Origin of the sequence: Thermobifida fusca YX (genome assembly GCF_000012405.1) — a bacterium.
GTDB lineage: Bacteria > Actinomycetota > Actinomycetes > Streptosporangiales > Streptosporangiaceae > Thermobifida > Thermobifida fusca.
This window is the reverse complement of record NC_007333.1, coordinates 1,167,958-1,194,235: the sequence shown is the minus strand read 5'-3', so window position 1 is coordinate 1,194,235 and position 26,278 is coordinate 1,167,958. Positions and strand designations below refer to the sequence as shown.

Below are 26,278 nucleotides of genomic sequence, written 5' to 3'. Positions count from 1 at the left end.
CCACAGACCGGCTGAAGGCCCGGCAGGGGTTTCCCTGTCGGGCCTTCTCTTGTGCGCGCAGCACGCCTGGAGCGCGGCGGGAAGGGCGCGCTGTGGTGTGGGCAGTGGCCGGGGATGGCCGCGCAGCGACGAGAGGGCGCACCCTGGGGTTGCCGTGGGCAGGCCGGGGCAGGCCCCTGGGCGGCCCGCACCAGCGGCCGCCTGACCGCAGGACCGCGTTAACGCGCCCAGGATCGCTTTTCCCGACGCGCCAGGCCTTCCCTGAGGTTTCGGCAGGGGGAAGGGGGAATACGCCCGCTGTGCCCGACTGAGACGCTTGCGCACCTTCTGGCACGAGAAAGGCCCCCGCCCAGCGGTGCGGGGGCCTTCGCCGTGTGGCGGTGCAGCCGACTCCTGCTTACTCTGCAGCTTCGGCCTGCTCTCCGATCGTGCCGTGGGGACGGCCCGGCGAGCCGGGTTCGTCGGTGCGGTCCGGCTCACCGAGGGTGCTGTTGGCCAGCCACTCCTCCCAGGAGCGCTGCCAGTAGCCCCAGCCGTTGTCGACTTCCAGTTCCCGGTCGGTGCCGACGACGATCAGCGGGTCGCCCATGTAGGAGTTCTCGTAGAACCACCGGGCGTCCTCGGTGCTCATGTTGATGCACCCGTGGCTGAGATTGGCCTGCCCAAGCGAACCGTTCCACGGTGCGGCGTGGGTGAACTCGCCACTGTTGGAGAAACGTACCGCGTAGTTGACGTCCACCCGGTAGTAGTCAGGGTGTCCTGGCGGAATACCGACGGTGGAGGAGTCCATGACCAGGTGCTGGTACTTCTCCATGGTCAGGTGGATGCCCGACGTGGTGGTGTAGGCCCGGGTTGTGCCCTTGCCGTTGCTGATGGGGAAGTCTTTGATCTGCTCCCCATCCCGGGTGACGATCATCCGGTGGGTGTCGTTGTCCACCTCGCTGATCTGCGACCGGCCCACCTCAAAGTTGAGCTGGTAGTTCTTGACCCCGTAGACGCCCTCGGCGGCCTGCACGCCCGCCAAGCGCATGTTGACGGTCACTTTCTGGTAGGGCTCCCAGTACTCTTCGGTGCGGAACACGACGGTCTGGTCGCCGAACCAGTTCCACGCTCCCTGGGTGGGTTTTTCCGAGATCACTTCGAGAGCCGCCTCAACCGCAGCCTTGTTCTCCACAGGCAGGTCGAAGTTGATGATGACCGGCATGCCCACACCGACGACGTCCCCGCTGACCGGGAAGTTCGACTGGATCTCCAGCCGCTTGCCGGGAGTAGCCGCGAGCGTGGTGAACTCGCTGGTGAACTCGGTGACGTCCCCTTCCGGGCTCTTCCCCTTGGCCACTACGGTGACCGTGCTGCCGGGGATCAGCGTCCAGTCGCTGACCCACTCGGTCTTGTCCTCGTTCAGGGTGCCGGTGATCGTGTCAACCTCGGACGGGCCTTCTTCCGACTCGTCGGAAGCAGTGTTCTCCGCCTCGGGAGAAGCTGAGGCCTCAGATCCCTCCTCGGGGAGAGGGGTCTGAATGACCTGGACATCCTCAATGGTTCCCCGGGTCGCGGTCACCGTAATGGGAGTGTCTGGCCTGACCTCGGTTTCCCCGTTCGCGGGAACAATGGTGAGTTCTGCGGTGGGTGACTCGTTGCGGACCCCACTGGCCTCTTCTGTACCGGAGCACGCCACGGTGAAGAGGAGGCTTGCCGCCGTCACTCCAACCCCAAGACGGCGAGCCGCCTGGATTGCTCTACCCTCCACTCGTGCGACCTCCAGTGTCTGATCTCGTCCGGTTAAACATGGTTCTGCCGTGGTAGGACGCGTTGCCCGGCCGGAAAGTTTAAGGAAAAAAGCAAAAAGGGCCGTCGTTACGTGTCACAATTTCGACACGTACGTGGCCCGTGATCAGAAAGATATCGAAAGGGCGGCGTTCCGCGAAGGAAGCGCCGCCCTGTTTTGTTCTGGAATCGGTCTAGTGCTGGAATTCTCCGCGGTAGTACTCGAAGACCCAGCCGATGACGGTGAGCATGATCGCGAGGAGGCCGATCGCGGTCATCCACCAGCCGACCGCAACGCCCACAGCGGTGAACGCCACTGCCATGGCGACGAACAGCGGCCACCAGCTGTGCGGGCTGAAGAAGCCGTACTCGCCGGCCCCCTCCTCGATTTCCGCATCAAGCCGTTCCTCCGGCGGCAGGCCGTGGTAGTGCTCGCTGCGCCGGGCTGCCATGAGCAGCCAGAAGCCGACCATCCACCCAAAGCCGATGGCAATGGCGAGCGTGACTGTACCGGTCCACTCCACCTGGCCGGTGAGGTACCAGCTTCCCAGGGCGTAGATCACGGCGACCGCGCCGAAGAAGCTGGAAACACCCATGAACAGGAGTGCTTGAACTCGCATGGTGCTCCTTTTCTACTTCGTGCTCGCCGTGGCCGGCTCAGCGACCGCGGGGGTCGCCGCGTACGGGTGGTGCAGGTCGAAGGCGGGCCGCTCAGAGCGGATCCGCGGCAGCGAGACGAAGTTGTGCCGCGGCGGCGGGCAGGAGGTCGCCCACTCCAGCGAGCAGCCGTAGCCCCACGGGTCGTCCACGGTCACCTTCGGAGCGTTCTTCGCGGTCGTCCAGACGTTCCACAGGAAGAACAGGGTGGACGCACCGAGGACGAAGGACGAGACCGTGGAGATCTGGTTGAGCAGCGTGAAGCCGTCCGCCGGCAGGTAGTCCGCGTAGCGGCGCGGCATGCCTTCCGCGCCCAGCCAGTGCTGGATGAGGAAGGTGCCGTGGAAGCCGAAGAACAGCGTCCAGAAGTGGAGCTTGCCCAGCTTCTCGTTGAGCATCTTGCCGGTGAACTTCGGCCACCAGAAGTAGAAGCCCGCGAACATCGCGAACACCACGGTGCCGAACACCGTGTAGTGGAAGTGGGCCACCACGAAGTACGAGTCGGTGACGTGGAAGTCCAGCGGCGGGGAGGCCAGGATCACACCGGTGAGGCCACCGAACAGGAAGGTGGTCATGAAGCCGATGGAGAACAGCATCGGCGTCTCGAAGGTGAGCTGGCCGCGCCACATGGTGCCGATCCAGTTGAAGAACTTCACGCCGGTCGGCACCGCGATGAGGAAGGTCATGAAGGAGAAGAACGGCAGCAGCACCGCGCCGGTGGGGAACATGTGGTGCGCCCACACCGTGATGGAGAGTCCCGCGATCGCGATGGTGGCGCCGATCAGGCTCTTGTAGCCGAAGATCGGCTTGCGGCTGAACACCGGGAGGATCTCGGTGACGATGCCGAAGAACGGCAGCGCGATGATGTAGACCTCCGGGTGGCCGAAGAACCAGAACAGGTGCTGGTAGAGGATCGGCCCGCCGTGCTCGGGGTTGAAGATCTGCGCACCGATGATGCGGTCAGCCGCCAGCCCGGCGAAGGCACCGGTGAGCACCGGGAAGGCCAGCAGCACGAGCACGCTGGTGAGCACCACGTTCCACGTGAAGATCGGCATGCGGAACATGGTCATACCGGGGGCGCGCATGCACACGACCGTGGTGATGAAGTTCACCGAGCCGAGGATGGTGCTCAGACCGCTGATGGCCAGACCCATGATCCACAGGTCGCCACCGAGCCCCGGGGAACGGACCGCATCCGAGAGCGGCACGTAGGAGAACCAGCCGAAGCTCGCCGCACCGCCGGGCGTGATGAACCCGGCTACCACGATCAGGCCGCCGAACAGGAACAGGTAGTACCCGAACAGGTTGAGCCGGGGAAAGGCCACGTCGGGTGACCCGATCTGCAGCGGCAGCAGCACGTTCCCGAACCCGACGAACAGCGGCGTCGCGAACAGGAACAGCATGATCGTGCCGTGCATGGTGAACAACTGGTTGTAGGTCTCGTTGTTCATCAGCTGCATGCCCGGGTACATCAACTCGGCCCGGATCAGCAGCGCCATGACACCGGCGAGCAGGAAGAATGCGAACGAGGTGATCAGGTACATGTACCCGATCACCTTGTGATCGGTTGTCGTCAGCCAGCTGACGATTTTCGAGCCCGGGGTGGCCCGCCGAGCTGTGGCGGATGCCCGGACGGTCGCCGTCGGAGTCTCAACCGTCGTCGTCATCTACTGACCATCCTCTTCTTCAGCCGTGGTCGCGGCATCGTCAGCCGTGGCCGCGGTGTCGGAGGAGTCCTGGGTGGCCGTGGCCGGGCCCGGGTTGGGAGCAGGAGCCTCCTCCTCAAGGTCGGGAACCGCGGGCAGCTCCTGGGGGTTGGCCTTCTGCTCCTCGATCCACGCCCGGTACTCCTCAGGAGTGACTACGCGGAGGGTGAAGAGCATACGCGAGTGGTCGTAACCGCACAGCTCTGCACACCGGCCCTCGTAGTCTCCCTCAACGCCGGGTTTGATCTTGACCTGGAACTCGTTCGGGTGTCCCGGGATGACGTCCAGCTTGAACGCGAACGCGGGGATCCAGAACGAGTGGATGACGTCCGGAGCCTCCAGGTCGAAGTGCACAACGCTGTCGCTCGGCAGCACCAGGACAGGAAGTTCGTCCTTGCTGGTGGACGGGACCCCGGCGACAGAGACAGGATTGCCGTTGACGTCGAGCTCGTCTTCGTAGGTGAACTGCCAGCTCCACTGGAACGCGTTCACGTCGACGTAGACGTCAGCGGGCTCGTCGGTCTCCAGCAGGTAGGTCTGGTCTCGGGCCGTGAAGTAGAACAGCACCGAGACGACGATGATGGGCAGAACGGTGTAGAGCGCCTCGATGGGCATGTTGTAGCGCACCTGAGGCGGCAGCTGCTCAGAGCGCTTCCGATAGGCGATCACCGACCAGATGATCAGCCCCCAGACGAGAATGCCGACCGCGAACGCCGCCACCCACGAGCCCTGCCAGAGCGTGACGACACGCTCTGCCTGCTCAGTGATCGGCTCCGGCAGCCCCAGACGAGTGAACTCGTTCGACGCGCAGCCGGTCGCGGCCACAGCCAGCGCGGCGAGCACGGCGCCGCGTGGTGCCCATCGGCGCAGCGCGTGGCGCCGATTCCTATGGCGGGTCGGACTCACGGATTGCCTTCCCAGCGGTGATGCCGCACTGTGTGCGGGCGGGTCCTATGCCAAAAAAGCCTGTCAAGCGGAAACATTATCGCGACGCTCCAGCGTCCCTTCTCCGGGGACCGCTGGTCAGCGTGTTGCACAACGTCCGTTGTGCGGGCTTAGCCCTTGACCGTAACCTTGGCGGCCCCTGGAACCGCAGGACTGGCTAAGCCGAGATTATCGCCGTGATCACGAGGCGCTTCACCGGGTACCTCTTAGCGACCCGTCGGGGTAAAGATTAGGACACACCTTCGTCAGACAAGGAGAAGCCCCGTGTCGGAGCAGCCGCTGCTGACCATCGACGCGATCGGCCGCAAGTGCCCGGTGCCGATCATCATGCTCGCAAACCGTCTACGGGAAGTGCCGATTGGATCAGTGATCGCGGTCACCGCCGATGATCCAGCGGCACGGACCGACATTCCGGCGTGGTGTCGGATGAAGCGGCACACGTTCCTGCGCGAGGTCCCGTTGAGCAGGGGGAGCGCCTTCCACGTGCAGCGCATGTACTGACGAGGACGGGCGCCCTTGCCACGGCGAGGGCCGCACCCCGTGCCGTGCAGAGGTGCGGCCCCAGTGCCCAAGCTGGATCAGCGGGCGTAGTACTCGACGACGAGCTGCTCGTCGAAGGGAACCGGCACCTGCTCGCGCTTGGGCCGGTCCACCACGGCGATGGTCAGGTCCTTGTGGCTGACCGCCAGGTAGCTGGCGATCTTCTCGTCGGCGTGCACGCCCTCGGCGGCCTCGATGAACGGGACCAGCTTGCGCGACTTCTCCCGCACGCTGACGATCTGGCCAGGCTTGACCTGGTAGGAGGGGATGTCCACCTTCTTGCCGTCCACGGTGATGTGGCCGTGGTTGATGAACTGGCGGGCCGCGTAGATGGAGGCGGCGAAGCCCGCCCGCAGCAGCACGGTGGCCAGCCGCAGCTCGAGCTCGGCGATCATCTCCTCGCCGGTACGGCCCGGACGCTTCTTCGCGTTCTCGTAGACGCGGGCCAGCTGCTTCTCGGAAAGGTCGTAGTACCAGCGCAGCTTCTGCTTCTCCGCCTGACGGACGGCGTAGTCGCTGGTAGAGCGGCGCACCCGACGGCCGTGCTCACCGGGCGGGTAAGGACGCTTCTCGAAGTACTTGACCGCCTTACGGGTCAAGGGAACGCCAGCGCGCCGGGACAACCGTACCTTCGGTCCGGTGTAGCGCATTCAAGTCCTCCACAGTGTTCAGTTCTCACACAAAGGTGGGAATCCCAGGTAAGGCTCGCCTAGTTCTGGGAGGCGTCGTTCGACGGCCCTGCCCGTCTCCTGCGGGACGGGGCTGTTCCCTACCGCCGCGATGACCCCGCACGCGGCGGCGTGGCGTAGAGATCCCGGCACGCGTCTCAGCGCCCGGGCTGCTTCATGCCGAGCGCGTGGACCAGAAACAGGTCACCACCGAGATGCCCGGACACGAGGGTCGGGTATCTACTCTACGCGCCTTCGGAAGGTGCGCTGACCAACCGCGGGGCTGTCGCGGCGGTTCGCTTCCCGGGCACAGCCGTCCCGCCGGGTCAGGACATGCGGTCGGCGACCTCGGCCGCTGCGTCGTCGCCGTAGGAGCGGGCCATCCGCTCCAGCAGGCTTTCCTTGGTCAGCCGGTATTCTTGCGGGCCGCTCACTTCCAGGCAGTGGGCAGCGGTGGCGTTGCCGACCTGGGCGCAGCGGTCCAGGTCCAGCCCCCAGGAGAGGGCGGCGAGGAATCCGGCGCGGAACGCGTCGCCCGCACCGGTGGGGTCGACTGCCTCCGAGACGTGGGCGGCGGGGATGTGGAGACTGGGTTCTCCGGCCTGGTCGATGCGCACCCCCTTGGCGCCCAGGGTGGTCACCCGGGTGCCTACGCGGGCGAGCACTTCCGCGTCGCTCCACCCGGTCTTCTGCTCGGTCAGCGCTTTTTCGTACTCGTTGGCAAAAAGGTATTGGGCGCCTTCGACCAGGGAGCGCACTTCCGGCCCTTCCATGCGGGCAAGCTGCTGGGAGGGGTCGGCAGCGAAGTTGATCCCGCGCACCCGGCATTCTTCGCTGTGCCGGATCATCGCCTCCGGGTCGTTGGCTCCCACGACGACCAGGTCGATGCCGCCGAGGCGCTGGGCGAGCGGCCACAGTTCGATGTTGCGCGCCTCGGCCATCGCTCCCGCGTAGAAGGAGGCGATCTGGTTGTGGTCCCGGTCGGTGGTGCACACGAACCGGGCGGTGTGCCGCATCTCGGAGACGTGCACCCCGGACGTGTCGACACCGTGGCGTTCCAGCCAGGCGGCGTAGTCGGCGAAGTCCGCGCCGACCGCGCCGACCAGGATCGGGTTCAGTCCGAGACAGCCCAGGCCGAAGCTGATGTTGGCGGCGACCCCTCCCCGGCGTACTTCCAGTTCGTCGACGAGGAAGGACAGGGAGACCTGGGTGAGCTGGTCGGCGATGAGCTGGTCGGCGAACCGGCCTTCGAAGGTCATCAGGTGGTCGGTAGCGATGGATCCGGTGACCGCGATGCGCACAGCGACGGACTCCTCGGAGTCAGAAACGGGTTACAGACGGCACAACTGTATCCACCCCGCTCGAAGAGTGCGGTAAGCCGCAGAACAGCGAAAGGGCCCGCTCACCCACGGGGGTGGGGCGGGCCCGTAGCCTTCACGGCGAGGTGTGCGGGGAGTGACCCATCAGTGGAAGGAGTCACCGCAGGCGCAGGAGTTCTGCGCGCTCGGGTTGTCGATCGTGAAGCCCTGCTTCTCGATCGTGTCCACGAAGTCGATGGTGGCGCCCATGAGGTAGGGCATGCTGTAGCGGTCGACGGCGAGCTCGACCCCGTTGTGGTCGGTGATGATGTCTCCGTCGAGCGTGCGCTCGTCGAAGTAGAGCTGGTAGCGCAGTCCCGAGCAGCCTCCGGGCGCCACTCCTAGACGCAGTCTCAGGTCGTCGCGGCCTTCCTGGGCCAGCAGCGACTTGACCTTCTCCACCGCCGCGTCAGTGAGGGTGACCCCCTGCGTGGTGGCGTCAGTCTCAGCCGTCATGTGCGAAACTCCTCCAAAACGGGGTGGCCGCCGCCTTGGGCGACCTTAGGATTCCTGACGCGTCAAACGTCAGGGCTCGTTGCAGCATTCCCTGTGCAGTGCACTCTTCAGAGTAGGTGCTCCGGGGAGACGCTCGCTATCCCGGAACACTTGTGACGTGTCTTTCTTCTTCCCGCCTGCTGCCTGTATCACGGTCGTTACCGCAGGTCAGCGCGGCCAGTCCGCTGCGACGCGGGCTGCGAGGCGGCGCAGTTCCCGCGCGGAGTGCTCCAGGGCGGCCTGCACTGATCCCGCGGATTCGACGAGGGAGTGGGCTGCGGTGACGCCTGCCGCGGCGGCTTCTTCTTCCGCGACGGCGACCCGGCCGGCGAGGACGACGCAGGGCACGCCGTGCCGGGACGCGGTCTGCGCTACCCCATGCGGGAGTTTGCCGCGCAGGGACTGGGAGTCGAAGGACCCTTCCCCGGTGATGACCGCGTCGGCGGAGGCCACGAGGGTGTCGAGGCCGACCGCGCCCAGCACTCTGCGCACCCCGGATTCGACGGTGCCGCCGAGCAGCAGCAGTCCGTAGCCGAGCCCGCCGGCTGCCCCGGCTCCGGGCGTGGCGCGCAGCGTCGTCTCCGGGTCGGTGAGGTCCGCGAAGTGGGCGAGCGCGGCGTCCAGGCGCTGGACTTGGGCGGCGTCCGCGCCTTTCTGCGGTCCGAAGACGGCGCTGGCGCCGTGGGCGCCGAGCAGCGGGTTGTCCACGTCGGTGGCGGCAATGAGCCGGATGCCGGCGACGCGGGCGCGGGCCGCGGCCAGGTCGACGCGGTCTAGGCCGGTGAGGGCACCGCCGCCGCTCCGCAGTGGTTCGGCGGGCGTAGCGCCGAGGGCGGCGAGCATGCCCGCTCCCCCGTCGTTGGTGCCGCTGCCGCCCAGGCCGACGACGACGGTGGTGGCGCCGCGGTCGATGGCTGCGCCGATCAGCTCCCCTACCCCGTAGGTGGTGGTGGTTTCCGGGTTGCGGTCTTTAGCGGGCAGCAGGTGGAGGCCGCACGCTTGGGCGCTTTCCACGTAGGCGGTCTGTCCGACGAGGAGGAAGCGGGCCTGCACCGGGGTGCCGAGCGGCCCGGTGGCTTCGGTGGCGACGAGGGTGCCGCCGAGCGCCGTGTGCAGCACGTCGACGAATCCGGGGCCGCCGTCGGAGAGCGGCACCAGGGTGCAGTGGGTGTCCGGGTCGACGGAGCGCCAGCCGTCTGCGATGGCTTCGGCTGCTTCGACCGCGGTGAGGGTTCCAGCGAACTTGTCAGGAGCGATCACGATACGCACCCCTGTAGTGTGCCGGAAAGCGCTCGCCAAGCACGGGAGCGGGGCCGGTCACAGGCCGGGCGCACCGTAGACGGGGAACCAGCGGCTCTTGTCCATTTCCATGGCCAGTTCCCCTTCGAGTGCGGCGCTGACCTGGAGTTCGAGGGCGTTGTCCCGGTCGTGGTCGCCTTTGGGGGCGAAGGGGTAGAACGTTCCCCGCTTGTACAGGTAGACGAGGGCGAGGCGCCGCCCGTCCGGGGCAGCGAAGACTACGAGCGAGCACAGCAGGGACGGCCCGAACCCGGCGCTTTCCAGGCTGGAGTTGACCGCGTGCAGGTCGGTGACCAGGCCGGTGAGTCCTCCTCCTTCTTCGCTGGCGGGGGAGCGCACTACCAGCCACGTGTAGCCGTACTCGTCCCGCTGCACTTCGGTTGTCGGCCCGCTGCCGGTGTTGAGCAGGTCCAGGATCTCCTGTTGCACGGTGGCGAACGCTTCGCCTTCGGCGGGCCGGAACGCGACCGAGGCGTGGCCGGTGGGGCGCAGCCCGGTGGCGACGCGGAGGGTGATCGCGGCGGACGGCAGCGCGAAAAGCTGGTCCAGGTTGGCGCGGCGGGGCCGGGTGCGGCCGAGCAGGGTGTCGACCAGGTCGGTGATCCGCCGCCGGAGGCTCCGTCGGTGGTGCCGGGCCACGGTTCAGGCTCCCCTTCCCAACTGTCGGGAGATCTCTGCGAGCTGCGCGAGCCGCTGTTCGGTCGGGGGGTGGGTGGACAGGAGCGCGCTGAGGCTGACGCCTTTCCCGCTCAGCGCGGGGGTGAAGAAGAACGCGTTGAACGGTTCGACCTGCCGCAAGTCCTGGGTGGGGATGCGGGCCATGTCCCCGCTGATTTTGACGAGTGCGCTGCTCAGCGCGGACGGCCGGGCGGTCAGGTAGGCGGCGGCGCGGTCGGCTGACAGCTCCCGGTAGCGGGAGAGGGCGCGGGTCAGCAGGAAGCTCAACGCCCACACGATCGCGCTGATCACGACCACGAGCAGCGCGATGACCGCGGGCGCAGGCCCGCCTTCCCGGCTGCGTCCGCCGCCGGTGAGGAGCGCGAACCGGGTCCCAGCTTGGACGAGGAAGCCCGCGACGATACCGAGGAAGGCGGCGACGGTCATCACAGCTACGTCGCGGTGCGCCACGTGGGACAGTTCGTGGGCGAGCACCGCTTCCAGTTCGACGTTGTCGAGCCGGCGCCGCAGCCCGGTGGTGACGCACACCATGGTGCTTCCCCGGCTGTGCCCGGTGGCGAATGCGTTGGGCACGTCGGTGTGCGCGACCGCGACTTTCGGTTTCGGCATGTCCGCGAGGGCGCACAGGCGGTCGACGACCGCGTGCAGTTCGGGGTCTTGCTGCGGCGTGACTTCGCGGGCGCCGAGCGCGGCCATGGCGATGCGGTCGGAGGCGAAGTACTGGACGAGTGCCACGCCCCCGACGACGAGGAGGACGAGCCACCACGGCATGCCGGCCCACAGCAGCGCTACCACGAACGCCGCGTAGACGAGGGCCAGCAGGACCATGGTGGTCGCCATGCGGACGGTGAGCCCTCGGTCGGGGATAAACCTGGTGCGTGCCACGTCACACCGCCTTCCATCGGGTCCGGGTACACCCCTACGAGGTCGGGCAGGAGGGCCCCGGACGCCCACTGACCGGAGGGCCGGAAACGAAACACGGGGCCGCCAGGGTCGTGGCGGCCCCGTCCGGACCGGTGAGCGCGGCTACAGGCTGTCGGGGATGAGCCCTTCGTCCCCGAGCATGGCCCGCACTTCTTCCATGCTCGCGTCGGGCGGCGGAAGGATGTACTGCGACGGTTGAAGGGAGTCGTCGGGCAGGGGTTTGCCGTCCGCGCGCACTCTGGCCAGCAGGTCGTGCAGCGCGACCCGGAAGCGGGCCTCGTCACCGGATTCGATGGCCTCTTCCAGCTTGCGGTCGAAGTCGTTGAGCACGTCGAGGTCGGCTTCGGACAGGTCCAGCTGCCCTTCGCCCATGATGCGGACGATCACGCGCCGCCTCCCTCGATCTGCTTGGGCGCGTTTCCGCCCTGGCCGAGCTCCCGCTTCATCGCTTCGAGCTCCCGCTCCACCGCGTCGGTGCTGGCCATGCGGTCGAGTTCCGCCTGGATGTCGTCGCGGGGCGCACCGCTGAGGTCGTCCAGCGCCCCCGAGGCCAGCAGTTCGTCGACGGCGCCAGCGCGGGCCTGGAGTTCCGCGGTCTTGTCTTCAGCGCGCTGGATCGCCAGTCCGACGTCGCCCATCTCCTCGGAGATGCCGGTGAGCGCCTCGCTGATCTGGGTCTGGGCCTGGGCGGCGGTGTAGGTGGCCTTGATGGTCTCCTTGCGGGTGCGGAAGGCTTCCACCTTGGCCTGCAGCCGCTGGGCGGCCAGAGTGAGCTTCTGCTCCTCGCTCTGCAATTGGGCGTGCTGCTCGTGCAGGCTGTCGAGCTGCGGCTGGAGCGCGGACTTGCGCTCCAGGGCTTCCCTGGCGAGGTCTTCCCGGCCCTGCGCCAGCGCGGCCCGACCCTGGTTGGTCAGTTTGGCGGCCTTCTGCTCCAACTGCTGGATCTGCAGTTCGATACGCTTACGGGAAGTAGCGACGTCAGCCACCCCGCGCCGCACCTTCTGCAGCAGTTCCAACTGCTTCTGGTACGAGTAGTCAAGGGTTTCCCGCGGGTCTTCCGCGGCGTCCAAGGCTTTGTTCGCCTTGGACTTGAAGATCATGGAAAGTCGCTGAAACACGCTCATCGGCGTGGCCGTCCTCTTTCTCGGTCCGTATCGGCTGTTCCCAGCGGGCGCTTCTTTCAACCTTATGCGCTCTGCCCGAGGGCCGCTATGAGTGGTGAGCGGCTACCCTGATGGGTGTGTTCCGTCGTCGCTCCGCCTCAGCATCCCAAGAGCAGGTCATGAGCAATTCCACCAAGTCTGAGACCGACAAAGCGCCTGCCCGCAAGGGATACTCCCCGAAGAAGGGGGTTCCCACTCCCAAACGCAAGGAAGCAGCCCGGGAGCTCCGCAGGCCGCTGTCCGCCCCGAAGACGCGTCGGGAAGCCTACAAGCTGATGTGGGAGCGGGAGCGGCGGAGGCGGCAGCGGGAGCGTGCCGGGCTGGTCAAGCCGGAGGACCGCTACTTCCGGCCCCAGGACCTCGGTCCGGCCCGTGCGTTGGCCCGCGACTATGTCGACTCGCGCCGCACGCTCAGCGAGTTCTTCCTGTACTTTTCGCTGGCCATCATCGTGCTGATGTTCGTGCCCGTGCCCGAGGTCCAGTTGTTCGCCGCCTATGTGGTGTGGCCCATGATGATGGTGACGATCGTCATCGAGGGCTTCTTCACGGCGCGCCGCGTCAAGAAGCTGATCGCGGAGCACTATCCGAAGGAGACGGAGAACGTCCGCGGTTCCGGCATGTACGCGGTGATGCGCCAGGTGCAGATCCGCAAGCTGCGGCTGCCGAAGCCTCGGGTGAACGTGGGAGACGACTTTTTGGCGAAGCACCGCCGCTGACTGCGCCACAACGGCCGTACTTCCGAGTAAGTTCGGTGGGCCGAGCAATTAAGGTGTACGGTCATGGAATTCCGTCATCTCGGCAAGAGCGGACTTGTTGTCAGCGAAATCGCCTACGGAAACTGGATCACCCACGGCTCCCAGGTCGAAGAGGAGACGGCGATAGCGTGCGTGCACGCTGCGCTGGACGAGGGCATCACCACGTTCGACACCGCCGACGTCTACGCCCAGGGGCGTGCCGAGGAGGTCTTGGGCAAGGCGCTCAAAGGGCAGCGCCGTGACGGCATCGAGATCTTCTCCAAGGTGTACTGGCCGGTGGGTCCGGGGAAGAACGACCGGGGCCTGTCGCGCAAGCACATCATCCGCGGGGTGGAGGAGTCGCTGCGCCGGTTGGGCACCGACTACCTGGACTTGTACCAGGCGCACCGGTTCGACTACGCCACCCCGTTGGAGGAGACGCTGCGCGCCTTCGACGACTTGGTGCGCCAGGGCAAGGTCCTCTACGTGGGTGTCTCGGAGTGGCGTGCCGAGGAGATCGAGCAGGCGCTGAAGATCGCCGACGAGATGGGCTTCGACCGGATCGTGTCCAACCAGCCGCAGTACAACATGCTGTGGCGGGTGATCGAAGCCGAAGTGGTGCCGCTGTGCAAGCGGGAAGGCATCGGGCAGATCGTCTGGTCGCCGATCGCGCAGGGCGTGCTGACCGGCAAGTACAAGCCGGGGCAGCCGCCGCCTTCCGGTTCTCGGGCCACGGACGAGAAGTCGGGTGCCCAGTTCATCCGGAAGTTCCTCGACAACCAGCAGTTGCTGGAGCGGGTGCAGCAGTTGCTGCCGCTGGCCGCGGAGGCCGGGCTGACTCCGGCGCAGTTGGCGGTGGCGTGGGTGCTGCAGAACTCGAACGTGTCGGCGGCGATCATCGGCGCGTCCCGGCCGGAGCAGGTGCGGGACAACGCCAAGGCGGCGGGGGTGAAGCTCGACGCCGAGCTGATGCGCCGTATCGACGAGATCCTGGGGGACGCTGTTGAGCGCGACCCGGCGCTGACCGCGAGCCCGAAGGAGCGGCCGTAGCCTGGGCGGGTCTGCTGCCCTCCGGGCACGGGTGCGTGTGCTCCCAGTTTCCGGTGCAGGGTGACGGCGCCCTGAATATCGTGCGCGGCACGTCTGGGTGGACGGTTCGCGTCCGCCCGGGCGTGCCGCGTCGGGTGTGTGCGGGTGTCGGCTGCGGTGCGGCGCCTGCCGGGGCACGGGGGTTTCCCGACGGATCGGGCGGCTGTCCTACCGGCGTGCCGTCCGGGTGGCGTTGTCGAGCTGGCTGCTGAGGAATTCGACGAACGTGGCCGCGTACTTCCGCGGCTCGCCGTCTCCTTCGACGTAGCTCCAGACGCCGTCTTTGCCGTGTTCGAAGAAGTAGAACGCGTAGCCCTGGTGGACGTAGAAGAAGAACCGCCCTTCCGTGGTGAGCCCAGGGTCGTCGTCCCGCGCGAACTCTTCGGCATATGCGTTGATCCCCAGGCAGTCCGGATAGTGGATGTCGGAGCCTTGGAAGAGGCTTCCTGCGCTCCGCCCGGCGCACCGTAGAAAGTCGACGTAGGCTTGCGGCACGGAAACGTCCTTTTTCTCCGCGAGCACCTCGGCGACTTCTTCCGGGGTGCAGCCTGTGATCTGCTCCGGGGTGGCGATTCCCCGTTCCATCAGTTCTTTCGTGAACCACTCAGGGTCGAAAGGCGCAGAGTCGCTTCTTCCCATGGCCGTCACCTCTTCTTCCCCGAAAGCCCGAGGGTGCTGCTCGGACGTTCCCTGTTTCTCCGCTTGTGGCCGGGGCGCCGTGTGCGGGCACCCCGTTGTTCTGCCTGCGGGCCGCGGACAGCCTGAATTCTGCCCGGGGGTGGCGCCGACCCGCGACTAATGGTTCGTTCCGTGCCTTGAGCCGTCGGCTTCCCCGGGCCTGCTCCCTTGCGCGAGCTTTCTGTTTCTCCTTTCTTTCAGGCTCAGGGGTAGGTCTGCCCGTCGCCGTAGGTGACTTTCACGTCGATGTTCGGGAATTCTCTCTTGAACTGTTCGATGATCCCTCCCGGATCGTCACCGGAGGGGGCGCGACCGCAGGAATGGCATGGGGGAAGCTCCGTGTAGAGGTGGATTTCCCCGGTGATGTCGGTGCGCGGCGCGGTGATGCTCCCGTCCGGGTTGCGCGGGTTCAACTGCTGTGCCACGTGCTCCAGGATTTTGCGTTCCGTCTCGTATTCCCGGGTGTTTCCCACCGAGCCGTCGCGGTTGATGTCGGGTTTCGGCGTGTAGCGGGGGTTTGCGGGCAGCTCTACCGTGCCGGGACGTCCGTTCTGCCCGCTGACGCTCACCAGTTGCCCTGCGTTGAAACCGTCGATGCGGATGTCGGCGACCGCGACGTTCCGCCGGTGGCTGAGGGCCTGTCCTTGTTCTTCCCAGCGTTTCCGCCACTCCTGGGCCGCTTCAGGGCCGGCTTCGACCTCGATGGGGTGGGACTTGTCGATGCACCCTGCTTCGTTGTGGACGAGTGCGTCGGCTGCTCCGGCCGCAACGTAGTAGGTGTGCAGGTCGGCAACGGTGAGGTTGTGGACTCGCTGGGCTTCGGCTGTGCGGACCGCTACCGCACGGACCTGGACCCAGGTTCCGGCACTGGTCCGCAGCCACGTGCCCGGTTCCAGGTCGATGGCGGCCACCCACGTGGCGAGGCTGGGAACCCAGAACGGGTGCGCGTCGGTGGCGACCACGACACCGCCGTGCTCGGTGCCGTCGTCCACGGTGAGCTCCACCAGGGTGGTGGTGCTGTGGCTGGTGTGCAGGTCGGTGACGGTGCGGGGGCCTTCGGTGCCGGTGCGCGGGTCGAACGCCCACACGTCGTCCCCCACGGTGATGGTTTCGATGGGGGCGTACGTGCCGTCGGCCAGCAGCACGAGCGTGCCCGGCACGAAGCTGTTGCCCCGGCACGGCCGCGCCGGGGGCCGGGTGGTTTCGTCGTCACTGCGGCGGTTGTCGCCGGGCTGGTCCCCGTCGGCGCGGACCGGTCCGGGGGTGGTCTCGGAGCCGCGGTCCTTGCCGCCCATGACGTTGAGGGCCCGGTTGCCTTTCTTGTACCAGCCGACGCCGGGGATCAGGCCGATGAGGTTTTCCGCGATGCCTTGGGCGACGGCATGCGTCTTGTCGCCGTTCTTCCAGTCTTCTTGGACCTCATCGCTGACGAGCAGGTCGAGGAAGAACCCGCCGGGGTCGGTGGTCACCTGGTTCCAGGTGTTCTTGGCGCCTTCGACGATGCTGTCTTTGGCGTCCGAGAACCACTGCCCCGGGTCGTTCCACAGTTTTTTGGCGCCTTCCCACAGGCCGACGGCGTCGTCTTTGATCCCGGTGACGAAGTCGGCGCCCGCGTCCCAGATGCCGGTGCCGACGTCTTTCAGCCCTTGGCTGATCGTGTCCAAGAGTCCGCCACCGGTGTTCTGGTCGGCCGCGGTCGGCCCGCTGCCTCCACCCCCCGTGGGCACGATGGTGCCCTCGTCAGAGCCGGTGCCGTCCGCAGGCGCGTTCTCCGGCGGGGAGTCCGGTGTGCCGGGCTGGCCAGCCCCTTCCCCGGACCCGTCCGGCGTAACGCCCCCTCCCCCGCTCGGGGTGGTGCCGTCTCCCTCAGGGGCGTCCATGGGGTCGCCGCCGAGGATGGCCGCTACCGCGGAGTCGACTGTTTCAGCGACGCGTGCCGCGATACCGGAGAATGCCAGGACGGCCACGATTGCCGCGGCCAGCACGAGGACCCCGGCATATTCCGTGAACGATGCTCCCCGTTCCGGGTCGTGAATCCGTCTGAGCACTACCCACCTGTTTCAGCGACGCTTTTCCCTAGCCACACCAACGCCGCACATACGGGTGCGGAATGTATGAAATTAGTGGCTTTCCGTTACCGTGTATAGGGCCCCAGGAACTAAAACACGGGCCTCAAACACGGCGGTCAGCGGTCGAAGAAGAAGTTGCGCGCGGAAGGGCGGCTCAACAGCACCAGGATGACCACGGGAAAGACGAGTTCGGTCACTCGGCCGTCTCCGCCGACTATGGCGGCCAGGGTGACGAGGACCAGCAGAATCTCGGTGACGAGAATGGCGTAGAACACTCCGCCGCCGCCTTTAGGCACCAGCAGTCCCAGCCCCAGCTGCACGACCCCCGGCAGGGAGAGCGCGAGCGCATACCCGAAGGCGTAGGCAGACGCTCCCCCGGCGATGAACAGTGCCGCTGCGACCACGAACGTGAGTGCCGCCACCACGAACAGCAGAATCCTGATGGCCTTCACTGACCTGGGAAGTTCCTGCGCCATTCCTGCTCCGTGCAGATAAGGGGGTAGGTATTTCACTGGGCGCCACTGCTTTTCGTGACCGACCAGCGACCCCCAGCATAGATTTCCCGCACCGTAGCACCGAATTCATTTTCCATTCCGGAGCAGCACCCCGCGGTGTCCTCTCTTTTGGGGATGTTCCCGCGATCCGCTGCACGCTATCCCAGGTCATGGCATGCTGGTCCGCTGTCTTCCGTCTTCCCCCGGAGGAGATCCATGAAGTTGCTCCACGCCGCTGATCTGCACATCGACAGTCCACTGCGGGGCCTTTCCCGGTACGAGGGGGCCCCGGCCGACCAGTTGCGCGGGGCGACACGGCAGGCTTTGGAGAACCTGGTGACTCTCGCCTTAGAGGAGGAGGTCACCGCGGTGCTGCTCGCCGGGGACATCTACGACGGGGACTGGCCCGACTACAACACCGGGCTGTTCTTCACCCGGCAGATGACCCGGCTGTGCGACGCCGGCATCCCGGTGTATTTGATCGCGGGCAACCACGACGCGGCGAACCTGATGACGCGGACGCTGACCGCTTCCCTGCCGAAGAATGTGCACTACTTTCCCACGGAGCGCCCCGCCACGGTGGTCGACGAGCAGCGCGGGCTCGCCGTCCACGGCCAGGGGTTCGCCCAGCGGGAGGTCAGGGCGAACCTGGCCGAACACTATCCCGCGCCGCGGTCCGGCTTGTTCAACGTCGGCCTGCTGCACACTGCGCTCACCGGTCGAGAAGGACACGAGCCGTACGCCCCGTGCCGTATCGACCAGTTGGTCGACCACGGCTACGAGTACTGGGCGCTGGGCCACGTCCACCAGCGGCAGGTGGAATACGACGCCGACGTCAAAGTGGTGTTCCCGGGGAACATTCAGGGGCGGAACGTCCGCGAGGCCGGGCCTAAAGGCTGCACGCTGGTCACCGTGGACGACCGCCACCGGGTGACAGGGCTGCGCCACCACGACCTCGACACGGCGGCTCGCTGGCACGAGCTGCGGGTGGATGTGCGCAGCGCCCGCGATGTATCCGACGTGCTCACCCTGGTCTCCGAGCAGCTCGACAAGGAGCTGGCCGGGGACACCGAACCCAACCGCGTCCACGCGGTGCGGGTGGTGGTCGAAGGCCCCACGGACGCCCACGAGCAGTTGCACCGCGACCACGAGAAGCTGTTGAACGAGCTGCGCGCTATCGCCGCGCAGCGCCCGGACACCTGGTTGGAGAAGCTCCGGGTGAAGACGTCTCCCCCTGAGGAGCGTCTCGACGCCGCCCACGCGGACGAGCTGGTCGGTGAGCTGTGGCGGACCGCGGCCCGGCTCTCCGCATCCCCGGAGCAGCTCACCGAGGTCATCGCGTCGGCCGAACTGCTGGGCAAACTGCCTCTTCAGCTGCGGGAAGAGCTGAGCGACCCGCAGCGGCAGCGCGACCTGTTGGCGGAGGCGGTGGAGCTGCTGGCCGCTGAGCTGGGGGGTGCGCAGTGAGGATCGAACGCCTGGACCTGCTGGCTTTCGGACCGTTCACCGATTTGTCGTTGCCGCTGGGCGCCCCCGGGGTGCACATCGTCTACGGCCCTAACGAAGCGGGGAAGAGCACCGCGCTGCGCGCGCTCCACGACCTGTTCTACAAGATTCCTAAACAGACCCCCTACGACTTCGTGCACGACAAACCGGACATGAAGCTGCGGGCTGTGGTCCGCAGCGACGACGGCAGGGTCGTGGAGTTCGTCCGCCACAAGCGCGACAAGAACTCGTTGACTGATCCGCGGGGGAATCCGCTGGATGAGAGCGTGGTGCAGCGGCTGCTGGGCGGGGTGAGCAGCTCGACGTTCCTCTCCATGTTCGCGCTCACTCTCGAGGAGCTTGAGCGCGGCGGGGAGTCGCTGTTGGAAGGGGGCGGCGACGTCGGTGAAGCGTTGCTGTCCGCTCGCGCCTACCCCCAGTTACGCGCTTTGGTGGAACGGCTGAGAAAGCAGCGGGACGCGCTGTTCCGCCCGCAGGGGAGGCGGGGGCCGACGATCAACAAGGAGCTGGGCGAATACCAGGATCTGAACAGGAGGATCGGGGAGGCGCAGCTTCGTATTGCGGACTACCGGCGCAGGCTGGCCGCCGTTGCGGAACAGCGGCAGCGGGAAAAGGACCTGGACCAGAAGCTGGCGTCCCTCCGTGAGGAGCAGAAACGGTGGACCGCCCTGCAGCAGGCGCTTCCTGCCTTGCACACGCGTGCTCAGCAGGTGCGGCGGATCGCGGAGCTGGAAGCCGAGGGCCCGCTCGCCCCCCTGGATTTCGCCGACCGGCTCCCCCGTTTGGAGGAGCAGTCCCGTGCTGCCGAGGAGACGCTCGCGGACAGCACGGCCGAGCTCGCGGCCAAGCAGGAGGAGCTGGACCGGCTGGTGGTGGATGCGCGCCTGCTGGACGCGGCCCCGGAGGTGGAGCGGCTGGCCCGTTCCCGGGAGCGGATCGAAGCCGACGAAGAGCGGCTCGCTGCGTTGGAACGCCAGGCGGCGCGCCTGCGGGAGGAGGCGCGGGAGATCCTGCAGGAGGTGCGCCCCGACCCGGCCGGGGCGGACGGTCCCGCGGTGCCTGCCGTGGACCAGGCCACGCGGAACCGGGTGAGGGAGCTCGCGGACGCTTATGCCGACCTGCTTCCCCGCGTGGAGGAGGCCCGCGGGGAGGTGGCGCAGCAGCGCCGCCGCCACACCGCCGAGCAGGAGCGGTTGGACGCGCTGCCTGACCCGGGCGACAGCGCTGCGCTGGCTGCCGCGTTGGATGCGCTGCCTGCCACGCTGTTCGACGAGATGACTGCCGCGGCCGACACGGTGCATGAGACCGCCGCTGCCTTGGAGCGCATCGCACGGGACGCGGGCTGGGATCCCGCGGACTGTGCCGCGTTGGCTGCCGCGCACGCCCCGCTGCGGGACCAGGTGGTCGCCTACCGGCGGCGCGCGGACGAGCATGCGCAAACACAGCGGCGCGCCGACGAGGAGTGCGCCCAGGTGCGTGCGGAGCTGACGCGGGAACGGCTCCGGTTGGCAGAGCTCACCCAAGACGAGACGGTTCCCACCGAGGAGGCGTTGGCGGAGGCCCGCCGGCAGCGGGACGCGCTGTGGCAGCGGGTCCGCGACGGCTCGGATGCGGAGGCGGCGGACGCCTACGAGCGCGCGGTCCGCGACGCGGACGAGCTCGCTGATCGGGCTTTGGCCGGGGCGCAGCGGATCGCGGAACGCCAGCAGGCCCGGCAGCAGATCACCGTGTTGGAGCACCGCTTGGCGCTGGCGGAGCGCGAGGCCGCGGCCGCGCGTGCGGCCGGGGAGGAGCTCGCGGCGCAGTGGCAGGCGTTGTGGCCTGACCCGCTGCTGCCTGCCCCGGACGTGGATGCGGCAGAAACGGTGCTGGACCGGCTCGCCGAGCTGCGCAGACGCCAGGAGGAGCATACGGCGGCCTGCCGCAAGCTGGCGGATCGCCGGGAGCGGGCCGCGGCCCACGCCGACCAGTTGCGCCGGGCGCTCCGCGACGCGGGGGCCGAGGTTCCGGAGGCTGCGGAGGACGCGGACGTGGAGGCGGTGGTGCGGGAGCTGCGGGAGCGGGCCGCCGCGGAACGCGCCCGCCGCGAGCAGGCCGCGCAGGAGCGCGCCGACCAGGAGCGGACCGTCCAGGAGGCGAAACGGTCCCTGGTGGAGGCCGAGGCGAAGCTGGACGCGGTCACCGAGCGGTTGCGCGCCTGGGAGGAGGAGTGGCGCACGGTTGTGGCGTCGGTGCCCGTGTCCGGGGACCGGCTGCCTAAGGAGGTGCTGCACGACCTCGACCAGTGCGCGGAGGCGGCGTCCCGGCTCGCCGAGGCCGACCAGCGGGCCGCGGAGGCGGAGGAGCTGCGCGAGCAGATCGCTGCTTTCCACGACCGGGTGGGCGCGGTGCTCGAGGCCTGCGGCCTGCCCGTGCCGGACAGTGCTGCCCAGCGGCACGCTGCCCTGGACGCGCTGCGGCACCGGGTGGCGGAGAACAGCGCGCAGGAGCAGCGGCGCCAGGCGCTGAGTGAGGAGGTGGAGGCGCTCCGCGGGAAGGCGCGCAGCGCCCAGGCCCGGTTGGAGGCGGTGGAAGCCGAGTGCGCGCAGATGTGCCAGGAGACGGGCGTCGATTCGGTTGCGGAGCTGCGGGCGGCGATCGACCGCGCCCAGCAGGTGCGGGAGCTGCGGCACGATGTGGCGCTGGTGGAGCGGTCGCTCGCCGAGTCGTGGCCGGGCGGGGTCGCGGAGGCGGAGCAGGCTGCGGCCGGGGTCGACCGGGAGGAGCTGGCGGGCCGTCTGGCAGAGCTGGGCCAGGAGATTGCCGCGGCGGAGGAGGAGCATCGCGCCGCGGTGCGCGACTTGGCTGAAGCGGAGCGGGAGCTGGGGGAGGCTGACGGGTCGGCGCTGGCCGCGCAGGCCGCCCAGGAGCGGGAGGAGGTGCTGGCCCGGATCGCCCAGAACGCGGAGACCCATACGCGGCTGGTGCTCGCGCACACGCTGCTGCTGCGGTGCATCGAGGAGTACCGGCAGGCCCACCAGGGCCCGCTGCTGCGCCGGGCCGAGGAGCTGTTCCGGCAGCTCACCGTGGGCCGGTTCCGCGAGTTGCAGACGGAGACAGCCGACGACGGCACGACCGTGCTGCGGGTCCGCCGCGCCACGGGGAAGCTGGTGGACATGGGGGCGTTGAGCGAGGGCACCCGGCACCAGCTCTATCTGGCGCTGCGGTTGGCGACCGTGGAGCACTATGCGGCCGAGCACCAGTCCATGCCGTTCGTGCTCGACGACGTGTTCATGACGTTCGACGACGAGCGGGCTGCGGCCGGGCTGCGGGTGCTGGAGTCGGTGGCGGACCGGGTCCAGCCGGTGGTGTTGACCCACCACGCCCACCTGGCTGAGCTGGCCCGCGACGTGCTGCCGGAGGACCGGGTGCACGTCCACCGCTTGCCGCGGTTCACCCACGCGGAACGCGTGACCGTGTGAGCGTCCCGGTCCTGCTGCGCACCCCCGCTCTTTGGGGGTGCGCGTGGTGCCGCCCCGGGCGTCCTGCCCGGGGCGCTGCTGCGGGGGTGGGCGGCTGGTGTCCCGCCTAGATCTCGTCGTTCAGACTCATCGTGTATTTGGCGACGCCTTCGTTGAGCAGGACGACCCGTTCTGCTCCGGATTCGCGCAGGGTCCGCCAGTGTTCTCCGAGCCAGCTTTCCGCGTCGCCGCGGGAGGGGAACAGGGTGTCGGGGAGGTCTTCACCGCTGAGCACGGTCCCATCGGCTTTCTCGTACCGCCAGCTCCACGCCATGGATGCTCCTCACTTTTCTTCTTTCCGGTCACGCAAAGTGTCTGGTGAGACGGGAATCCCAGCCGTCCTCAGACATCCTGACCGGTCCACTACGGTTAACTAACGGACGTGCGTATTCGTCTCGCCGGAACAGCCGGGGCGGCAGGGTGGCCCGCCCCTCACTGCCGTTGTGCCTCCTGCAACCTCGCTGTCCAGTCCCGTCGGTTGCCGCTTCGGGTCACCGTGGACGATGTCTTGAGCCTGTCCTCCCCCGATGGGCTGGTGTCGAACCTGCTTCCGGCCGGCTATTCGGCGGCGCAGACGCCTTACGGGCTGCGGGTGGACGGCGCGGACGGCGGCCGGCTGCTGTTTGCGCGGCCTGACGCTCCGGCGACTCCCCCGCCGGACAGCGATCCGGAGGATCCGCGTCCCGACCACCAGGCAGACCTGGTGCTGGTGGATGTGGGCGAGTCGCCGGAGACGATCGGTGCGCTGCGGCGGGCAGGCGTGGTGGGGCTGACCACGGTCGTGGTGGCGGTGGGCGGCGACCACCGGGTGCATTCTCCGGCCGAGTTCGACCGCCGGGCCCGGCTGTGGGGGGCGTTGGCCCCGTTGGACGGCCAGGAGCTGCGGTGCCCGCCGGATGCGTGGCCGCCGTCGCGGCCGCACGGCCCGTACCGGGTGCTGGTGACGGGCGGGGCGCGGTCTGGGAAGTCGTCGGAGGCGGAGCTGCGGCTGCTGGGGGAGCCGGAGGTGCTCTACGTGGCGACGGGCCCGGCCCCGGATCCGCACGCGGATGCGGCGTGGGCGCAGCGGGTGGCCGCACACCGGTCGCGCCGCCCGGCGTGGTGGCGCACGGTGGAGACGACGGATGTCGCGGCGGTGCTGGCGAAGGCGGACGGCGCGGTGCTGTTCGACTGTGTGGGCACGTGGCTGGCGCACGTCATGGGCGAGTGCGGGATGTGGGCGGACGAGGTGCCTGCGGACGCGGAGCAGCGGCTGGAGGAGCGGATCGACGCGCTGGTGGCGGCGTGGCGGACGAGCGCGGCCTACGTGGTGGCGGTGACGAACGAAGTGGGGTCGGGTGTGGTACCGCCGACGGTGAGCGGGGGGCTGTTCCGGGACTGGCTGGGCCGGGTGAACCAGAGGCTGGCCGCCGAGTCGGAGGAGGTCGTGCTGGTCACGGCCGGGCGGGTGCTGTCGCTGTCGTGAGCGGGATGCTGCGGGACTGTGCGGACGGGCTGCGGATGGCGCTGGGCACGTTGACGGCGATCCCGGTGCCGGTGTCCCGGGTGGATCGCCGGGTGGCGGGCTGGGCGATGGCCGCGGCGCCGTTGGTGGGGGTGCTGTTGGCTGCCGTGTCCGGGGCCGTGCTGGCGGGGGCGCTGTGGGCGGGCGTGTCTCCGCTGCTGGCCGCGGTGGCGGCGGTGGGCGCGGTGGCGTTGCTGACGCGCGGTCTGCACTGGGACGGGCTGGCGGATGTGGCCGACGGGTTGGGGAGCGGGGCGGACGCGGACCGGGCGCTCGCGGTCATGAAGCGGTCCGATATCGGCCCGTTCGGTGTGATCACCCTGGTGTTCGTGGTGCTGCTCCAGGTGGCGGCGGTGGCGGCGCTGGCGGAGGAGGGGACGGGGGCGGCGGTGGCCGGGTTGGCTGCCGCGCTGGTGTCGGGGCGGTTGGCGATCACGTGGGCGTGCACGCGGCTGGTGGGTGCGGCACGGCCGGAGGGTTTGGGCGCGTTCGTGTCTGGTACTGTGCCCTATCCCGCCGCCGCCGCGGTCACGTGCGTGGTGCTGGCCGTGGGCCTGGTGGAGTGGACGTGGTGTGCGGCAGTGGCTGCGGGTCTGGTGGTGGCGGGCGGAGTGCTGGTGTGGGTGTGCCGTCGGTTGGGCGGGATCACCGGTGATGTGTTGGGTGCGCTGGTGGAGAGCGCCGCCGGGGCCGCACTGGTCACCGCAGCAGCCCTGTAAGCATCTGTAAGCAGAATCACACCGATTCACATAAAATCACTCGGGGTTGTCTTGGTACCGCCGGGTTTCCGACGTGAACTCCCAGCCAGCGAATTCGACACGTCTTTTCGGCGCGGCCAAGCGTTCCCCCATGTCCGTCACAGAATTCAGGGCGCGCCCGCTATGCGTGTGTCGGCCCGTACAACGCAAGGACTAGCATCAGGACCGTGAGCACGTCGCTGGAAGTCAAATCCGAATCCCCACGTTCGCTCGATGCTGACGCGGTCGTCGTCGGCTACCACTCGGGAGACGACGGCCTCGTGCCGGCGTCGGGTGCTTCCGAGGTCGATTCCGCTTTTTCTGGCGGACTCGGCTCGGCCCTGGCCCTGCTGGGTGCCACCGGAGCGGTGGAGGAGGTGCGTACTGTCCCGTCCCTGGGCGCTGTGGCGGCCCCCGTGGTGGTCGCGGTCGGGCTGGGACCGGCCCCGGCGGACGGTGCATCGGTCTCCGCTGACGTCGTGGCGCGCGCCGCGGGTGCCGCGCTGCGTGCCCTGCGCGGCAAGTCCCGGGTGGTGGTCGCACTGCCCGCGGACACCGGTGAGCTGGCCGCTGCCGCGGCGCTCGGCGCTGTGCTGGGCAGCTATTCCTTTGACCGCTACCGCACGGGTTCCACGAAGGAGCCGGTGAGCTCGGTGACTGTGGTCAGCGGGGCTGCGGACGCGGCTGAGGCGGTGCAGCGCGCCACGGTGGTGGCTTCCGCGGTCTGTCTCGCCCGCGACCTGGTGAACACCGCGCCCGCGGACCTGCGTCCCGCCGACTTCGCGGGGATCGCCGAGCAGGTCAGCCGGGACCACGGCTTGGATATCACGATCCTTGACGAAAAGGCGCTGGCCGAGGGCGGTTACGGTGGTCTGATCGGTGTCGGCCAGGGGTCGTCCAGCCCGCCGCGTCTGGTTCGCCTGTCCTACAGCCACCCGGAGGCGACGACGACGCTGGCGCTGGTCGGCAAAGGCATGACCTTCGACTCCGGTGGGTTGTCGCTGAAGCCCAGCTCCGCGATGGAGTGGATGAAGTCCGATATGGGCGGCGCGGCCGCGGTGCTGGCCGCGATGCGCGCGATCGCCGAGCTGCGGGTGCCGGTGAATGTGGTCGGCTATCTCGCGATCGCCGAGAACATGCCGAGCGGAACCGCGCAGCGTCCGTCTGACGTGTTGAGGATCTACGGCGGGAAGACCGTGGAGGTGCTCAACACGGACGCGGAAGGCCGCCTGGTGATGGCGGACGCGCTGGTGCGCGCCCAGGAGGACAATCCTGATCTGATCGTGGACGTGGCCACGCTCACCGGGGCGCAGCTCGTCGCGTTGGGGACCCGCGTGTTCGCGGTGATGGCCAACGACGACGCGGTGCGCGACCAGGTGGTGGCTGCTGCCACGTCCGCGGGTGAGGCGGCCTGGCCCATGCCGCTGCCCGAGGAGCTGCGCAAGGGACTGGACTCGTCAGTCGCCGATATCGCCAATGTCGCGGGTGAGCGCTGGGGCGGCATGCTCAGCGCCGGCGTGTTCCTCAAGGAGTTCATCGCAGACGGAGTCAAGTGGGCGCACTTGGACATCGCCGGGCCAGCGTTCAACCAGGGTGAACCCCACGGTTACACGCCTAAGGGAGGCACCGGCGCAGCGACACGCACCCTTGTCCGTCTCGCCGAGTCTCTCGCTCAAAGAGCCGAATAACCCATGACCGGACGTTATGAGCCGCGTCCGGGCTCGCCACCGGTGTGTGATCACACCGCAGGAAAAGGAGTGTCCTTCC

General features: G+C 68.2%; 24 protein-coding genes. 8 read left to right on the top strand and 16 right to left on the bottom strand.

Annotation, left to right across the window (positions count from 1 at the left end):
* Positions 1–397: 397 nt before the first annotated feature.
* The 4 genes from TFU_RS05085 to coxB form a co-directional block, all read right to left on the bottom strand.
* Positions 398–1,705 (bottom strand): L,D-transpeptidase, encoded by a 1,308-nt coding sequence (locus TFU_RS05085; protein WP_016188459.1) that lies wholly within the window; start codon positions 1,703–1,705, stop codon positions 398–400.
* Between the two features lie 256 nt (positions 1,706–1,961).
* Positions 1,962–2,387 (bottom strand): cytochrome c oxidase subunit 4, encoded by a 426-nt coding sequence (locus tag TFU_RS05080; protein WP_011291464.1) that lies wholly within the window; start codon positions 2,385–2,387, stop codon positions 1,962–1,964.
* Positions 2,388–2,399: 12 nt separating this feature from the next.
* On the bottom strand, positions 2,400–4,091 hold the full coding sequence (gene ctaD, locus TFU_RS05075; protein WP_011291463.1) for an aa3-type cytochrome oxidase subunit I: 1,692 nt from the start codon (positions 4,089–4,091) through the stop codon (positions 2,400–2,402).
* Positions 4,092–4,910: an aa3-type cytochrome oxidase subunit II gene (gene coxB, locus TFU_RS05070; protein ID WP_038043503.1), complete on the bottom strand. Its 819-nt coding sequence runs from the start codon at positions 4,908–4,910 to the stop codon at positions 4,092–4,094.
* A 429-nt stretch (positions 4,911–5,339) separates the two neighbouring features.
* Between coxB and TFU_RS05065 the strand changes: the two genes are divergently transcribed.
* Positions 5,340–5,576 (top strand): sulfurtransferase TusA family protein, encoded by a 237-nt coding sequence (locus TFU_RS05065; RefSeq protein ID WP_011291461.1) that lies wholly within the window; start codon positions 5,340–5,342, stop codon positions 5,574–5,576.
* A gap of 77 nt (positions 5,577–5,653) precedes the next feature.
* On the opposite strand, the gene rpsD is transcribed toward TFU_RS05065, so the two are convergent.
* From rpsD to TFU_RS05025, 8 genes are all read right to left on the bottom strand, one after another.
* Positions 5,654–6,265, bottom strand: coding sequence for a 30S ribosomal protein S4 (gene rpsD / locus TFU_RS05060; protein WP_011291460.1), 612 nt, complete (start codon positions 6,263–6,265; stop codon positions 5,654–5,656).
* 344 nt (positions 6,266–6,609) lie between these two features.
* On the bottom strand, positions 6,610–7,584 hold the full coding sequence (locus TFU_RS05055; protein WP_011291459.1) for a carbohydrate kinase family protein: 975 nt from the start codon (positions 7,582–7,584) through the stop codon (positions 6,610–6,612).
* Positions 7,585–7,746: 162 nt separating this feature from the next.
* Complete coding sequence (locus TFU_RS05050) at positions 7,747–8,097, bottom strand: HesB/IscA family protein (RefSeq protein WP_011291458.1); 351 nt, start codon at positions 8,095–8,097, stop codon at positions 7,747–7,749.
* A gap of 207 nt (positions 8,098–8,304) precedes the next feature.
* A complete protein-coding gene (locus TFU_RS05045) occupies positions 8,305–9,405 on the bottom strand; it encodes a glycerate kinase family protein (protein ID WP_016188455.1) in 1,101 nt (366 codons plus the stop codon).
* A gap of 48 nt (positions 9,406–9,453) precedes the next feature.
* A complete protein-coding gene (locus tag TFU_RS05040) occupies positions 9,454–10,074 on the bottom strand; it encodes a PspA-associated protein PspAB (RefSeq protein WP_011291456.1) in 621 nt (206 codons plus the stop codon).
* 3 nt (positions 10,075–10,077) lie between these two features.
* On the bottom strand, positions 10,078–10,998 hold the full coding sequence (htpX, locus tag TFU_RS05035; protein WP_011291455.1) for a zinc metalloprotease HtpX: 921 nt from the start codon (positions 10,996–10,998) through the stop codon (positions 10,078–10,080).
* 141 nt (positions 10,999–11,139) lie between these two features.
* Entirely contained in the window at positions 11,140–11,424 is a 285-nt protein-coding gene (locus TFU_RS05030) for a PspA-associated protein PspAA (RefSeq protein ID WP_011291454.1), read from the bottom strand.
* Positions 11,421–12,161, bottom strand: coding sequence for a PspA/IM30 family protein (locus TFU_RS05025; protein WP_011291453.1), 741 nt, complete (start codon positions 12,159–12,161; stop codon positions 11,421–11,423). The genes TFU_RS05030 and TFU_RS05025 overlap by 4 nt, the downstream gene beginning before the upstream one ends.
* 158 nt (positions 12,162–12,319) lie before the next feature.
* Between TFU_RS05025 and TFU_RS05020 the strand changes: the two genes are divergently transcribed.
* Together TFU_RS05020 and TFU_RS05015 are read left to right on the top strand one after the other, a co-directional pair.
* Positions 12,320–12,916, top strand: a complete 597-nt coding sequence (locus TFU_RS05020; protein ID WP_016188454.1) for a DUF3043 domain-containing protein — start codon at positions 12,320–12,322, stop codon at positions 12,914–12,916.
* Between the two features lie 63 nt (positions 12,917–12,979).
* Positions 12,980–13,984, top strand: a complete 1,005-nt coding sequence (locus TFU_RS05015; RefSeq protein ID WP_011291451.1) for an aldo/keto reductase family protein — start codon at positions 12,980–12,982, stop codon at positions 13,982–13,984.
* 207 nt (positions 13,985–14,191) lie between these two features.
* Here the strand turns inward: TFU_RS05015 and TFU_RS05010 are convergent, their stop codons facing one another.
* From TFU_RS05010 to TFU_RS05000, 3 genes are all read right to left on the bottom strand, one after another.
* The gene (locus TFU_RS05010) at positions 14,192–14,662 is read right to left on the bottom strand and encodes an SMI1/KNR4 family protein (protein WP_011291450.1); all 471 of its coding nucleotides are present in this window, start codon (positions 14,660–14,662) and stop codon (positions 14,192–14,194) included.
* Between the two features lie 242 nt (positions 14,663–14,904).
* Complete coding sequence (locus tag TFU_RS05005) at positions 14,905–16,749, bottom strand: polymorphic toxin-type HINT domain-containing protein (RefSeq protein WP_011291449.1); 1,845 nt, start codon at positions 16,747–16,749, stop codon at positions 14,905–14,907.
* A gap of 137 nt (positions 16,750–16,886) precedes the next feature.
* Positions 16,887–17,246, bottom strand: coding sequence for a hypothetical protein (locus tag TFU_RS05000; RefSeq protein ID WP_011291448.1), 360 nt, complete (start codon positions 17,244–17,246; stop codon positions 16,887–16,889).
* A gap of 234 nt (positions 17,247–17,480) precedes the next feature.
* Between TFU_RS05000 and TFU_RS04995 the strand changes: the two genes are divergently transcribed.
* Both TFU_RS04995 and TFU_RS15580 read left to right on the top strand, forming a co-directional pair.
* Positions 17,481–18,731, top strand: a complete 1,251-nt coding sequence (locus tag TFU_RS04995) for a metallophosphoesterase family protein (protein WP_011291447.1) — start codon at positions 17,481–17,483, stop codon at positions 18,729–18,731.
* Positions 18,728–22,231, top strand: a complete 3,504-nt coding sequence (locus tag TFU_RS15580; protein ID WP_011291446.1) for an ATP-binding protein — start codon at positions 18,728–18,730, stop codon at positions 22,229–22,231. Before TFU_RS04995 ends, TFU_RS15580 begins: the two co-directional genes overlap by 4 nt.
* A gap of 106 nt (positions 22,232–22,337) precedes the next feature.
* Here the strand turns inward: TFU_RS15580 and TFU_RS04985 are convergent, their stop codons facing one another.
* A complete protein-coding gene (locus tag TFU_RS04985) occupies positions 22,338–22,544 on the bottom strand; it encodes a hypothetical protein (protein ID WP_011291445.1) in 207 nt (68 codons plus the stop codon).
* Between the two features lie 234 nt (positions 22,545–22,778).
* On the opposite strand from TFU_RS04985, the gene TFU_RS04980 reads away from it, so the two are divergent.
* The 3 genes from TFU_RS04980 to TFU_RS04970 all read left to right on the top strand — a co-directional run bounded on the left by TFU_RS04980 (position 22,779) and on the right by TFU_RS04970 (position 26,199).
* Positions 22,779–23,735, top strand: coding sequence for a bifunctional adenosylcobinamide kinase/adenosylcobinamide-phosphate guanylyltransferase (locus TFU_RS04980; RefSeq protein WP_107491028.1), 957 nt, complete (start codon positions 22,779–22,781; stop codon positions 23,733–23,735).
* A gap of 5 nt (positions 23,736–23,740) precedes the next feature.
* Complete coding sequence (locus TFU_RS04975) at positions 23,741–24,493, top strand: adenosylcobinamide-GDP ribazoletransferase (RefSeq protein WP_041427812.1); 753 nt, start codon at positions 23,741–23,743, stop codon at positions 24,491–24,493.
* Between the two features lie 206 nt (positions 24,494–24,699).
* The gene (locus TFU_RS04970) at positions 24,700–26,199 is read left to right on the top strand and encodes a leucyl aminopeptidase (RefSeq protein ID WP_011291442.1); all 1,500 of its coding nucleotides are present in this window, start codon (positions 24,700–24,702) and stop codon (positions 26,197–26,199) included.
* Positions 26,200–26,278 lie beyond the last annotated feature (79 nt).

Coding starts and splice junctions, on each gene's coding strand:
- TFU_RS05080 (WP_011291464.1), bottom strand. CDS start 2,387: ATGCGAGTTCAAGCACTCCTGTTCATGGGTGTTTCCAGCTTCTTCGGC.
- ctaD (WP_011291463.1), bottom strand. CDS start 4,091: ATGACGACGACGGTTGAGACTCCGACGGCGACCGTCCGGGCATCCGCC.
- rpsD (WP_011291460.1), bottom strand. CDS start 6,265: ATGCGCTACACCGGACCGAAGGTACGGTTGTCCCGGCGCGCTGGCGTT.
- TFU_RS05050 (WP_011291458.1), bottom strand. CDS start 8,097: ATGACGGCTGAGACTGACGCCACCACGCAGGGGGTCACCCTCACTGAC.
- TFU_RS05025 (WP_011291453.1), bottom strand. CDS start 12,161: ATGAGCGTGTTTCAGCGACTTTCCATGATCTTCAAGTCCAAGGCGAAC.
- TFU_RS05020 (WP_016188454.1), top strand. CDS start 12,320: ATGAGCAATTCCACCAAGTCTGAGACCGACAAAGCGCCTGCCCGCAAG.
- TFU_RS05015 (WP_011291451.1), top strand. CDS start 12,980: ATGGAATTCCGTCATCTCGGCAAGAGCGGACTTGTTGTCAGCGAAATC.
- TFU_RS05010 (WP_011291450.1), bottom strand. CDS start 14,662: ATGGGAAGAAGCGACTCTGCGCCTTTCGACCCTGAGTGGTTCACGAAA.
- TFU_RS05000 (WP_011291448.1), bottom strand. CDS start 17,246: ATGGCGCAGGAACTTCCCAGGTCAGTGAAGGCCATCAGGATTCTGCTG.
- TFU_RS04995 (WP_011291447.1), top strand. CDS start 17,481: ATGAAGTTGCTCCACGCCGCTGATCTGCACATCGACAGTCCACTGCGG.
- TFU_RS04985 (WP_011291445.1), bottom strand. CDS start 22,544: ATGGCGTGGAGCTGGCGGTACGAGAAAGCCGATGGGACCGTGCTCAGC.
- TFU_RS04975 (WP_041427812.1), top strand. CDS start 23,741: ATGCTGCGGGACTGTGCGGACGGGCTGCGGATGGCGCTGGGCACGTTG.